Genomic DNA, 12,335 nt, shown 5'->3' on the forward strand with positions numbered 1-12,335 from the left:
GCAAATATGAAAAAACAAATAAAAAAATTTTTGAAAGAGTACAAAAAGAATAAATATGACAAAATTCATAAAAAAAATGCATTAAATGCTTTAAGAGTAATCGAGAAAGATACAGGATATAAATTATCATCAAAGTTAAAATCTATTATTGATGAGTATTCGATAGAAGTATTAGGATCCAAAGAATATTCTTATTGGTTATATGCTTACACTGCATATAACCAAAAGTTTAAAGAAGGTTGGATTCCTGATAATTATTTTGGTTATATTGTTGCACCAAAAGTAAATAAAGGAATTGGAGAAATTTCTAATATTAAAACAATGTCAAGAAAAATAGTGCAAACTGATTTACTTCCTGATAAATTTTATATGATTGATAAAACATTATACGATCAGGATTTCAATGTTATTGATAAAAAGGATGCATTTCATTTACTTTTTAAAAATTATGATGAATTGTTTTATAAAAAAGATGAATCAAATCAAGGTAGAGGGGTTATAAAACTAGATAAAAATAATTTTGATTTAAACGAGTTATATAACTTAGGAGATGCAGTTATTCAAAGACCGATAGTTCAATCTGAATGGTTTGATGAAATTGTTACAGGTAGCGTAGCTACAATTAGAATAACAACATTAAAAGATAAAAAAAAGAATATTAAATTTGCAGGTTCCTACTTAAGAGTTGGAAGAAGTGATTCTGTATTAGTACAAGTAGATAGAACGGTGAGAATTCCAGTCATAGATGAAAGTGGCCTGTTAGGAGAATATGGGACAAATTTTGAATGGAAGAGGCATTATAAGCACCCAGATACTGGTTATAAGTTTTATAATCAAACTATTCCTCATTTCAATAAAGCTGTTCAAACATGTATTAAATTACATAAGAAAATACCACATTTTGCGATTATTGGATGGGATGTATCTATTAACGCTAAAGGTAATCCTGAAATTATTGAATGGAATGCTAGGCATCCAGATATAAAATTTATTGAAACAACAACCGGTCCTTGTTTTAAAACTTTAGAATGGGAAAAACTCCATAATGAAAATTGATTTTTTATCGAGGGAAAATAATGGAACGAAGTGATTTAGTCTAGCCTGTGGATTTGCTGTAAACTTCTAGTTTTCTTGATCTTTATAGGAATTTCAAAATTGGTTTGTTTTTAATCGAGGTAACGAGTTTATAACTTTAGGTTACTTATGTTTTAAAAGCTTCTAGATTATCTTTAATGATGAAAAATATTTCATCATGTTATTATAGATTTTATTTATAATGTTGGATGGATTGTCTACTTAGTGAGTATTATAAATATTTTTGTAGTTAGTAAAACTCGTTTAATTCGATATAAAAAGCACAGAAATATTAGCTAATATTTAGGTTATAATCCGTTGGTTTTGATGCCTTTCCACAAGCTACAGATGAATTGAAGTGAGTGCTTAACTTTTATTACTTAATTAATACTAGATTCCTTTGCTCTTGGAAGAGAAAGATTGCATGAGCTAAGCTATATAGAAGTTGTTTTTAATTTAGTTATAAAGAGAGCGTGAAATGCAATATTAGAAGAACTTCAAAATATGTTAATAATAAAAGATACTTTTATACGAGGATGTGAATAAATGAAAATCACTGTCGCGGGCACTGGTTATGTCGGTCTATCCAACGCTGTTCTATTAGCTCAACATAATGAAGTAATTGCATTAGATATCGTGCAAGAGAAAGTTGATATAATTAATAATAAGCAGTCACCGATCGTTGATACTGAAATATCCAAGTTTTTAACAGAGAAAGACTTACACTTAAGGGCAACGATGGATACGGAAGTAGCTTTTAAAGATGCTGAATTTGTCATCATTTCAACCCCTACTAATTATGATCCAGAACAGGATTTTTTTGATACAAGCTCTGTTGAGACAGTTATTGATAATGTATTAACTATTAACCCGGATGCTACGATGGTAATTAAATCTACCATTCCTGTTGGTTATACGAAAGCTATTAGTGAGAGGTTCAATACAAACAACATTATTTTCTCGCCAGAATTTTTGCGAGAAGGACAAGCGTTGTACGATAATTTGTATCCTTCTAGGATTATTGTAGGGGAACAGTCTGAACGTGCAAAGAAGTTCGCTAATTTATTAGCTGAAGGTGCAATTAAAGAGAATATCCCTATGTTATTTACAGATTCTACCGAAGCTGAGGCAATCAAACTGTTTGCTAATACGTATCTTGCTATGCGTGTTTCTTTCTTTAATGAGTTAGATACATATGCGGAGTTAAAAGGTTTAGATACGAAGCAGATTGTTGAAGGAATTGGTTATGATCCACGGATTGGTGACCATTATAACAACCCTTCATTCGGTTATGGTGGATACTGCTTGCCGAAGGATACTAAGCAATTATTAGCGAACTTTAAAGATGTTCCAAATAATATCATCACAGCTATTGTTGATGCCAATGATACAAGAAAAGCTCACATTGCAGATATGATTTTAACTAGAAAACCGGAAGTTGTAGGAATCTATCGTTTAACGATGAAAACGGGATCGGATAATTTTAGACAATCAGCGATCCAAGGAGTTATTGATCGGATTAAGGATTATGGTATAGATGTTGTTGTATATGAGCCGGTGTTGGAAGCTAATGAATTTGATGGATTACGAGTTATCAAGGATTTTGGAGATTTTAAAGAGGTTTCTGATGTTATTGTTGCTAACCGATTATCAGAAGGCCTTGAAGAGGTAAAAGAAAAAGTGTATACGAGAGATTTGTTTAGCAGAGATTAAGTTATATTAGAGGTGAATTATACAAATTCTATTCCACTTCATATTCAATTAAAAAAAGATAATAGAAGATAAAATATTTAATGGTGAATTTACTAATAAAAACCTTAGTGAACGGCAAATATGGGCTTGGAACCTTGATGCTAGTATAGTTTCATGGACACATCTAAGTTAAATTTATACAATGAATTTCAAGGAGGATGTGTCCGATGAGTACAAGAAATAATGGGAAACGATATAACGATGATTTCCGTAAAATGATTGTCGATCTTTATAATTCTGGAAGTTCTGTAAAAGATTTAAGCAGCGAGTATGGCGTATCTGATGTCACCATTTATAAATGGATTAAGGATTTAACCCCGAATGAAGGAACCGATGGCAAGGGGATTACTCCGAAAGATATAGATGCCATTGAAAAAGAGAACTTTCGCTTGAAACAGGAGCTTGAAATCCTAAAAAAGGCTATGGCCATATTCGCTCGAAAGTAAGTGACACAGAACTAACTGAATTTATTACAGAACATAAAGATGATTATCCCATTCGTACGATGTGCGAAACGCTTGATATACCTAAAAGTACCTACTACCAATCTTTAAATAAAACAGAATCGAATCGTGACCGTGAAAACCGTGTATTCACAGAAAAGATCGTACAGATTCATGAAGAGAGTAAGGAACGATATGGTGCACCTAAGATTCATGAAATGCTTGAAAAACAGGGGCACAAGATCAGCTTAAAACGAGTTCAACGCTTGATGAAAGAAGCTGGTATCCGATCCATAATCGTTAAAAAATTCCGTCCGACACCTAGTAAAGAAAAGATTGTAGAACGAGAAAATATTATTAACAGGGATTTTCTACGACAACGATTAACCAAAAGTGGGTTGGTGATATAACGTATATTCACACGCTTCGTGATGGTTGGTGTTATCTTGCATCTGTATTAGATCTACATTCCAGGAAAGTAATTGGATATTCATTTTCACGATCAATGACAACTGAATTGGTAGAAAAGGCTTTAGAAAATGCTTATGTCACACTGAAGCCTGATGATGGCGTCATATTCCATTCTGATTTGGGTTCACAATATACAAGTGATTCTTTCTCCGAAAAGATTCAGATCTATATGATGACACATTCCTTTAGCCACAAGGGAAGTCCCTATGACAACGCTTGTATTGAGTCTTTTCATGCGATTTTAAAGAAAGAAGAAGTAAATCACGTCAAATACTTGATTTTTAACGCTGCGAGAAATGGAGTGGGATGAATAAAGCTGCAATCTACCCCTTGAACTCGATTAAAGGCACTGGTTATTAATATGCTTTGTGATCGGTAACCGTTGTATCACGTGCAACAATTTTTTGAAGAACAAGATGTAGAGATGTTGTTTCGTTTAGATGTGAAGGCTGAAGATTTAAATGAATACGTACTACTAGGACGCTCAATTGATGCGCTGTTCCAAGCCAACCCGTGGAAAGTGTATTCAACGTTGGCCATTTCAACCTGCCTTAAACTGGGCATACCACTTGGCAGACTGCATAATGATACGACATCTTACTCTGTATACGGAGAGTACAATACATTAGAAAAAATAGAGAAGTCGGATGAATCATCAAAGGATTTAGAAATTACGTACGGACACAGTAAGCAACATTGCCCTAATTTAAAACAGACTGTACTTGGTATGAGTGTTACATCTGAGCGTATCCCAGTTCTAGCCACCATAGAAAACGGAAATACCGATGATAAAACGTGGAACTTCACATTCATTCAAAAACTTCGTGAAATGTTGTCAAAAGAAGAATGTGATCAACTACCTTATCAAGCTGATTCCGCTTTGATAACAAAGGAAAACCTGAGGGAAATACGAGGATATCTCCATTTTATCTACCGACTTCCGGAAACATTCAACTTAAGCTTGGAGCTAAAAGAAAGGGCATGGAGAAAGGACAAATGGGAAGAGGTCGGTCAGTTGGGATCAAAAAAAGGCTGCTTCCTATAAACTCCAGTCCTATATAGAAGAGTTGGATGGTTACTCATATCGCTTTGTAGTGGTCTATTCAGATAAGCTTACTGAACAAAAAGAGAAAACCTTCCTGCTTAACTTAGGAAAAGACGCACAAAACTTCAAAAGGTGATTGATGCATTTGAAAATACCGTTTTTCATTGTGAATCAGATGCACAAGAGGCTTTGGAAATGTTTAAAAAGGAACATTCTAGCCACTATTTTCACTATTCGTTTACGATTAGACCGGAAGAACAAGTCGAAAAACGGAAAAAGCGGGGACGTCCGAAAAAGGGAGAGGTTCCTAAAACCATAACGGTGTATCGTCCCCATCTCTAACGTCTGGAGGAAATCAAGGAAGTGATAGAAGAAAAGAAACGCAAATTAAGTACGTTCATACTTATTACGGATAAATGTGACGATCAGGAAATGACGAATTAGGACATTCTTAAAACCTATAAAGGGCAAGAAGCTACCGAGACTCGCTTTCGCATTTTAAAGAGCCCGCAAATGATTGATAGCGTTTTCTTGAAAAAACCTAGTCGTGTGGCAGCACTGAGAATTGTTTTCGTAATGGCACTACTGATCTATGGCATTTTGGAAAACTGGGTTCGGGAAAACATGAAACAAGAGACGGATCCCCTTGTTTTAGCTGGGAATAGGAAACTGTTCCAACCAACTGGGTAAGTATTGTTAAAAGAACTTAGGGGAATTAAAGTCATATATATTCAACAAAATGGAGAGACACTTCGTTTTCTTCCGGATAATATTAGAGAACAATGTAAACGAATCCTTGAACTTGCAGGGTATGATTTATCTATCTACGTTTCGAAACAAGCAGAAAAAGTTATGGTTTAACGGATAAAGAAGGGATTATGGATAAAATATGTCGAATAAAGAGGGAAAGAGAGAAGAATGTCAATTTTGCTTTCTCTCAAATAAATTTGGTGCACTGTGTACATGAAATTCATATACACCCTTAAGTAAAGGATGAAATGTCTTATTCAATTAAATTACCTCCAATTCTAGTACGGGTACTTTATCACTCTGTCTCTACACATATTACTAAAATATCTTCTCACTAGCATTGTATTAAATTTTAATAAAGGTGAATCAATTTTATAATAGCTATTTTTTAATGCAAATACCTATGCATTTTCAAGTATTGTGGTGATTTGTCTATTTAAGTTTAGTGTGCGGATAATATTAATCACTCTCTTTCTAATTCTTTTTTCTTACTTTTTGTGATACAATTTAACAGACTTTGTATGAAGGGAAGTAAAATTTTTAATGAAAATCTACCTATTTGTAGTCATAACATTAATTTTATTAGGATTAGCTTTCAAGATTGTTAATATGGTAACAGAGCAAGAGCTTCAGCAAAAGCTTCCTACATACTTTTATATAATACCTAGTTTTGTATTACTATTTTTTATCTCAACATTTCGAGGTGATTTTACTACTGACTACAAAAACTATTCGGATCTTTTCAGCCTTTATAATAAGTATAGTTTTATAGACTTACTAAATGCTGATTTTCAAAACGAAATAGGTTTTATATATCTAAATAAAATAACAGGGCTTTTCACCGATGATGTTATCTATTTTTTTGCTATTATGACTTTTGTTATACTCTTTGGTTTTTTTCATCACTTTAAAAAGTACTCAGTCAATCTATGGTTAAGTGTTTTAATGTTTGTGACAGCCGGATCATACTATGCATCTTTTAATATAACAAGACACATTTTCGCAGTTGCAATTGTTTTTGTTGGTTCTAAATTTTTGTATGAACGTAAGTTTTTTAAATGGGTTTTAGTTGTTATTATTGCTTCTTTATTTCACAAAACAGCAATAATAATGATACCTTTTTATTTTATTCTTAATTTCAGAATCAGAATACGAAACTGGATATTAATAGTTATTGGTAGTGTAATTACAATTTTACTATTCGATAATATTGTTCAATTTGCTCAACAATATTTTTATGAACAATACACTGACGATTCATATGGTATGTGGGGACAGGCAATCACCAATGCAGTTCTGCCAATTTCATTTTTAACATTTTGCTTATTTAACATCAAAAAAATTGACCCGAAAAACACTATACACCGAATATGGTTTAATGCTGTTATCTTTTATGCATTTTTTAACGTATTAGCACTACAAGTCGAAATGGTAGAAAGAATAGGACGTTTTTTCGCTCCATATGCATTATTGTTAATACCGTTCTTTTTTTCAAAAATGCAAAACAAGCATTTAAGAGTGATTTATATGTTGGTTTTAATCTTTACGCTCGTATTATATAACTATGTTATTTTAGCAGATTCTGTGTTCGACCCATATTATTTCATTTGGGATGTTAGATAAATCGAGTAGGAGACTAATCATTAATTGATTAGTCGACTTCTCACACCACTTATCTAGACTTCTGTAATATTGTATTATTCCGACTTTTATAAGTTAGCCATCAAAACCACAAGGTCTTTATTTGTTTTTGATGGCTCATAGCTTAAAGGGTCGGAATAATGTCTATAATAAACCATAAAGACGTTTGATTAATTCATCATCATTCTGCCATGATGTAACTTTCTGATTCCGTGACAATGGATTTAGGCTGTTTGTTGCTTTTTTTATAGCTTTTTGTTTCATTTGTGTATCAGTATATGCATAGGACTTAGTTGTATCCAACTGTGCATGTCCCAACCATTTCGACAAGAGTGGGAGCGGCATACCACCGCGGGAAAGATGCATTGCTCTGAAATGACGAAACATATGCGGATGAAGACCTTCAGGCACTTTATTGCATTGTTCCCTCGTTAATTTCTGATATCGTTTCATAAATTTTGCGACATTATCAGCTGACATTGCCTTTCTTTTCTCTTTTTGTATAACGTAGAATAAAAATTCATTTGTAACCTTTCCGTCATGGAAAATTCGAATATAAATATTAAAGTGATCAATGGTTCTCGCATGAGTGGTACGATTCTTATTTTGTTTCCTTTTCCTGTTAATACTGCATGAGAATCCTTTGTAGACAAACGAATATCACTGACTTTTATGTTAAGTACTTCCTGATTTCTGCCGGCGGTATCGTACATCAATATATAGTTGTTCTTACGTATGGACGAATCCAAATGGCTTTTATGCCCTCTTCCCGCATGTAGTTGCCCACTGTTTTTTGGTTATGATGTGGCCCCTGCATTGTAGGATTGACGGTATTTTGGGCGCTCCATAAATCTGATGTGATTCATGATAAATTTCTGTGATTTTAGTTTTAATATCCTTTTTTCTTATTTCTTGTTTTGAGGTGTTCGCTTTTTCCATCTAATATTCTGATGTAGAAACGCCCAATATTTTGAGCACACTGTTAACAGAAATCTTGCGTATCTTTGTTATTTGATTGGTTGATTCATAGATTGTTTCTGTTAATTGCTCAGTATGCTCACAGCCTTTTTTAGGATTTCAAGGGCATCCTTTGAATCTCGCAACTCCTTTTTAAGGCGGACAATTTATTTTTCGGCATCGTTGGCATGGTTTCAGTATCCACGGTGATCAACCACACCATTGTTGTTCTTGGCGGCTGACACCAATTTTCCAAGTGTAGATTCGCCAATTTTTAGATCCTTTGCCGCCTGTCCTAAGGTTTTACCAGATGAATAATAATTGACTGCATCTTGCTTGAATTCCGCATTAAATTGCCTGCGTTTTGCCATATCACAATCTCCCCAAGTTAATAATATTGTATACTATATTAAACTAGGAAATCTCTCTATTTGAGGTAATTGCGATGTCCCAAACCTAAAGCGGAACGCGGGATTGGGAGCCGCGCAAAATTAATTTTCTCCCAAAAATAAACGGTATAATGCGCTTTGGCGAGTATGAATGTAGGCAAATAGCCAAAATCCACCCCAAAAGACAAAAAAACAGATGAAACCTTGTCCCAATTGGGTTATGATGGTGTTAACAACAACAAAACCAAAACCACGGGAGGTTCATCTGTTATGGCTATTATACCACAAATGAATTTATTTTCATGGACTGAAATTGAAGAATTGGGAGATTTAGATCGATTGCGCTTGGCGATTGAATATATGCCCGATGATAAATTGATGCGCATTTTGGAAAAAGAAAGGAAGAACGGTAGGGATGACTATCCGATTCGTGTCGTTTGGAATACCATTTTGGCCGGAATTGTTTTCGAACATAAAACGATAGAGTCCCTCATTCGGGAATTTGATTACAGCCAATGAAATGTACCACTAGTGACATCTTTTGTACCAACTAATGCCACAAAATGTACCAGTGAATGACAAGCTGTTTACCGGACCATACCTCCTGTATAATTAATGAGCACATTCAAAAGTGTGACATTATTTATACAGGAGGTTTTTTGCATGATCCATTATCGAAAGATTCTGGAACTACATGATGAGGGTATTAGCTTGAATACTGCGGTTAAATAGCCCCACCTCTGCGGACTTTTGCTCCACCATTTGCGGGCGAAAGCTCCAAGAGTGCGGAAGCTGCTCCGAGAATATATCCTAATCCTTCGGATGTTGTACTCGATGAGATTTATCAGTGCGGTGTTTAATATCGGTGGGTGCAGAGAGATGAACCACTTAGTACAAGGAAAAGACCACCAGCTATTACACAGCTAGTGGTCTTACTATCAGTCTTCTAACCTTTCTTTAATAAGTTTGCTGATTACAGCCATCCGATTGAACCGGTTGTGCCATCTTTTTGATCCACCTCTGCCATAGATTTGATCCACTTAAGACGAAACTGATCCATTCTCCTATATAATAAAGGAGCACATTCGTGCAAATTTATTAATTATATGGGAGGTTTTTTTGTGGTTAAATATCGAGAAATATTAAGGCTTCATGCACAGGAAGTCACGCAAAGGGGGATAGCTTCAAGCACTGGTCATTCTAGGAATACGATTAGAGATGTACTTAAACGAACAAAAGAGAAGGATATTCAATGGCCGTTGGAAAATGACATCACAGACTTGGATTTACAAATTATATTGTATCCAAAGAAACAAATATCATCTGATCATCGCCGGACGCCAGATGGAGAGCATATTCATAAAGAGTTGGCTAAATCAGGTGTGACATTATCTCTTTTATGGGACGAGTATTCTTTACAGTGCAGGCAGAATGATGAAATTCCATATAGCTATCGACAATTCTGTAGGTTTTACAACGAGTATGCAAGAAAAACAAAAGCAACCATGCGCATTAAAAGAAAACCTGGAGAACAAATGGAAGTAGACTGGGCAGGACAAACCATGCATCTTACAAATAATTTAACAGGAGAAGAGATTCCTGTTTATATTTTTGTTTCTGCATTGCCATGTAGTCAATATGCGTACGTGGAAGGATTCCTGTCTATGAACACAGAGAGTTGGATTACAGCTCACATTCATGCTTTTGAGTTTTTTGGAGGAGTAGCAAGGGTTATCGTTCCAGATAATTTAAAGACTGGGGTGACAAAAGCTTCACGTACTGATCCAATTATTAATCAAAGCTATCAGGAAATGACCGAACATTATCAAACTACTATTATTCCAGCACGGGTGCGCAGTCCAAGAGATAAGGCAAGCGTAGAAGGAAATGTTGGTCATATATCAACCTGGATAATTGCTTCCTTACGAAACGAAAAGTTCTTTTCCCTATTGGAACTAAACAAAGCTATTAGGGAAAAGCTAGCTATAGTCAATACAAAGCCATTTCAGAAAAAGGAAGGGAATAGACAGGAAGCGTTTTTAAATGAAGAGAAGTTCGCTTTAGCGCCCCTGCCTCATTCACAGTATGAGATCGCAAGCTGGGCAAAAACTGTTGTCCAACCTGACTATCATATAAAAGTTGACGGGAATTTTTATTCAGTTCCTTACGATTATATCAAATGCGCGGTAGACATACGAGTAACGAGAAATATAATTGAAGCCTTTTATAAGAATATACGGATTGCTTCTCATAAAAGGTCTACCAAGACGGATGGAGATTTCATTACTCTTCCCGATCATATGCCTAGGGACCACAGGAAGTATGCAGAATTCGATAAGGAATTTATTTTAGAGTGGGGTGCGGCTGCAGGGCCATCTACCTTATTAACAATTGAGAGAATCATAGAATCTTATCCAACAGAGAAACAAGGACTAAAGTCCACATATGGATTGATGAAGCTTGCGGATAAATTCTCCATCGAACGCATAGAGAAGGCATGTGAAAGAGTCTTGTCTTATACGCCAAGACCAAAGTTAAAAAGCATACAGACTATCTTAAAAACAGGACATGATAAATTACCATTAGAAAGTGCAAAAACAGAATCTAGCACACGAAGGAACGAGAATGCTTATGGATTCACTCGTGGAGCTAATTATTATGGAGGAACCGATAATGACAACAGATAATACGCTAACGAAGTTAAATGAAATGAGAATGTCTGCGATGGCAGAAACATTTAGAGAGCAGTTAAGGAATACAGATTACCAAGAACTATCTTTTGAGGATCGTTTTGGATTACTGGTTGATATTGAATGGTCTAGAAGACAAAACAATAAGCTCGATCGCCTAATCAAATCAGCTGAATTACGTGACACACAAGCGTGTATTGAGGATATAGAATACCATCCGGATCGGAAGTTAGATAAAGCGCAAATTTTACGTTTAGCAACAGGTAATTATATTGAAGAGCATCACAACATTATATTAATGGGTGCTTCGGGAAATGGGAAGACGTACTTAGCCTGTGCATTCGGTATCGCTGCATGCCGTCAATTTCACAAAGTGAAATACATTCGATTGCCTGACCTATTGGACGAATTGGCAATCGCAAGAGGGGAAGGGACATACAGGAAGGTTATGAAAAAATACAAGAGTGTAAACTTACTCATCTTAGATGAGTGGCTACTAACCCCATTTAAAGGAGACTGAGGCAAGAGATCTTCTTGAAATTATAGAAGCACGCCATCAGCATGGTTCCACTCTATTTTGTTCCCAATTCGATCCGAGAGGTTGGCATGATAAGATTGGTGAGGGTACACTAGCAGACGCCATTCTAGACAGGATTGTACACGATTCCTACAATATACTTATTGACGGTACAGTCTCCATGAGAGAACGTCATGGATTGGCAGCAACCAAATGATACCTGAGGAAGTAGAACTCCGTATAGCAAGGTATTTCTTTCACATGTATTTACCTGATGACGTAATGAGGAGTCTGGAAGCGAAGCTATTACCTTCATGTATTGGGATGGATGAAGAAGAATTAGACCATAATGAACTCGTTCGCTGGGCTCTTGAGATTATGGATAAACAACTAGACGGAAAACGCTTAAAATAAGCAAAGCAATTGGAATGTTTTAGGTTTCAATGGATATTTATAAATATGCTCAAACGGAACGGATTGCATCAATAATACTTTTGGAGTCACTATCTATATGGTAGTGGCTCACTTCTGTCATTAGTGGATCAATATCTTGTCCGGAGTGGGTCAAAAAGATGGCAGAGGTGGGGCTAACCTATGTCCTTCTTC

General features: G+C 35.3%; 12 protein-coding genes and 2 pseudogenes. 12 read left to right on the plus strand and 2 right to left on the minus strand.

Annotated elements, in window-relative coordinates; genetic code table 11:
* Nucleotides 1–6: 6 nt before the first annotated feature.
* The 8 genes and pseudogenes from SPD89_RS03390 to SPD89_RS03425 all read left to right on the plus strand — a co-directional run bounded on the left by SPD89_RS03390 (nucleotide 7) and on the right by SPD89_RS03425 (nucleotide 7,158).
* On the plus strand, nucleotides 7–1,056 hold the full coding sequence (locus SPD89_RS03390; protein ID WP_336260553.1) for a sugar-transfer associated ATP-grasp domain-containing protein: 1,050 nt from the start codon (nucleotides 7–9) through the stop codon (nucleotides 1,054–1,056).
* A gap of 564 nt (nucleotides 1,057–1,620) precedes the next feature.
* Nucleotides 1,621–2,787: a nucleotide sugar dehydrogenase gene (locus SPD89_RS03395; protein ID WP_336260554.1), complete on the plus strand. Its 1,167-nt coding sequence runs from the start codon at nucleotides 1,621–1,623 to the stop codon at nucleotides 2,785–2,787.
* Between the two features lie 206 nt (nucleotides 2,788–2,993).
* Nucleotides 2,994–4,032: pseudogene (locus tag SPD89_RS03400) on the plus strand (IS3 family transposase); the annotation flags it as partial.
* 99 nt (nucleotides 4,033–4,131) lie between these two features.
* The gene (locus tag SPD89_RS03405) at nucleotides 4,132–4,785 is read left to right on the plus strand and encodes an IS1634 family transposase (RefSeq protein WP_336260566.1); all 654 of its coding nucleotides are present in this window, start codon (nucleotides 4,132–4,134) and stop codon (nucleotides 4,783–4,785) included.
* Between the two features lie 195 nt (nucleotides 4,786–4,980).
* Entirely contained in the window at nucleotides 4,981–5,127 is a 147-nt protein-coding gene (locus SPD89_RS03410) for a hypothetical protein (RefSeq protein WP_336260555.1), read from the plus strand.
* Between the two features lie 171 nt (nucleotides 5,128–5,298).
* The gene (locus SPD89_RS03415) at nucleotides 5,299–5,475 is read left to right on the plus strand and encodes a hypothetical protein (protein ID WP_336260556.1); all 177 of its coding nucleotides are present in this window, start codon (nucleotides 5,299–5,301) and stop codon (nucleotides 5,473–5,475) included.
* Nucleotides 5,476–5,478: 3 nt separating this feature from the next.
* A complete protein-coding gene (locus tag SPD89_RS03420) occupies nucleotides 5,479–5,646 on the plus strand; it encodes a hypothetical protein (protein WP_336260557.1) in 168 nt (55 codons plus the stop codon).
* 432 nt (nucleotides 5,647–6,078) lie between these two features.
* Nucleotides 6,079–7,158: an EpsG family protein gene (locus tag SPD89_RS03425; protein ID WP_336260558.1), complete on the plus strand. Its 1,080-nt coding sequence runs from the start codon at nucleotides 6,079–6,081 to the stop codon at nucleotides 7,156–7,158.
* Nucleotides 7,159–7,320: 162 nt separating this feature from the next.
* Here SPD89_RS03425 and SPD89_RS03430 read toward each other — a convergent pair whose 3' ends face one another.
* Complete coding sequence (locus SPD89_RS03430; protein WP_336260567.1) at nucleotides 7,321–7,803, minus strand: tyrosine-type recombinase/integrase; 483 nt, start codon at nucleotides 7,801–7,803, stop codon at nucleotides 7,321–7,323.
* Between the two features lie 524 nt (nucleotides 7,804–8,327).
* Nucleotides 8,328–8,504, minus strand: a complete 177-nt coding sequence (locus SPD89_RS03435) for a transposase (RefSeq protein WP_336260559.1) — start codon at nucleotides 8,502–8,504, stop codon at nucleotides 8,328–8,330.
* Nucleotides 8,505–8,792: 288 nt separating this feature from the next.
* Between SPD89_RS03435 and SPD89_RS03440 the strand changes: the two genes are divergently transcribed.
* From SPD89_RS03440 to SPD89_RS03455, 4 genes and pseudogenes are all read left to right on the plus strand, one after another.
* On the plus strand, nucleotides 8,793–9,041 hold the full coding sequence (locus SPD89_RS03440) for a hypothetical protein (RefSeq protein WP_336260560.1): 249 nt from the start codon (nucleotides 8,793–8,795) through the stop codon (nucleotides 9,039–9,041).
* Nucleotides 9,042–9,643: 602 nt separating this feature from the next.
* Complete coding sequence (gene istA, locus SPD89_RS03445; RefSeq protein WP_336260561.1) at nucleotides 9,644–11,209, plus strand: IS21 family transposase; 1,566 nt, start codon at nucleotides 9,644–9,646, stop codon at nucleotides 11,207–11,209.
* Nucleotides 11,196–11,946, plus strand: a pseudogene (gene istB, locus SPD89_RS03450) (IS21-like element helper ATPase IstB). The gene istA and the pseudogene istB overlap by 14 nt, the downstream one beginning before the upstream one ends.
* Nucleotides 11,943–12,143: a hypothetical protein gene (locus SPD89_RS03455; RefSeq protein ID WP_336260562.1), complete on the plus strand. Its 201-nt coding sequence runs from the start codon at nucleotides 11,943–11,945 to the stop codon at nucleotides 12,141–12,143. Before istB ends, SPD89_RS03455 begins: the two are co-directional and overlap by 4 nt.
* Nucleotides 12,144–12,335 lie beyond the last annotated feature (192 nt).

The sequence above is a fragment of the Pseudogracilibacillus sp. SO30301A genome (genome assembly GCF_037072025.1).
GTDB lineage: Bacteria > Bacillota > Bacilli > Bacillales > Amphibacillaceae > Pseudogracilibacillus.

Excerpts from the sequence above, each read along its gene's own strand:
- SPD89_RS03410 (WP_336260555.1), top strand. The coding sequence starts at position 4,981 with ATGTTTAAAAAGGAACATTCTAGCCACTATTTTCACTATTCGTTTACG.
- SPD89_RS03440 (WP_336260560.1), top strand. The coding sequence starts at position 8,793 with ATGGCTATTATACCACAAATGAATTTATTTTCATGGACTGAAATTGAA.
- SPD89_RS03425 (WP_336260558.1), top strand. The coding sequence starts at position 6,079 with ATGAAAATCTACCTATTTGTAGTCATAACATTAATTTTATTAGGATTA.
- SPD89_RS03455 (WP_336260562.1), top strand. The coding sequence starts at position 11,943 with ATGATACCTGAGGAAGTAGAACTCCGTATAGCAAGGTATTTCTTTCAC.
- SPD89_RS03390 (WP_336260553.1), top strand. The coding sequence starts at position 7 with ATGAAAAAACAAATAAAAAAATTTTTGAAAGAGTACAAAAAGAATAAA.
- SPD89_RS03395 (WP_336260554.1), top strand. The coding sequence starts at position 1,621 with ATGAAAATCACTGTCGCGGGCACTGGTTATGTCGGTCTATCCAACGCT.
- SPD89_RS03435 (WP_336260559.1), bottom strand. The coding sequence starts at position 8,504 with ATGGCAAAACGCAGGCAATTTAATGCGGAATTCAAGCAAGATGCAGTC.
- SPD89_RS03415 (WP_336260556.1), top strand. The coding sequence starts at position 5,299 with ATGATTGATAGCGTTTTCTTGAAAAAACCTAGTCGTGTGGCAGCACTG.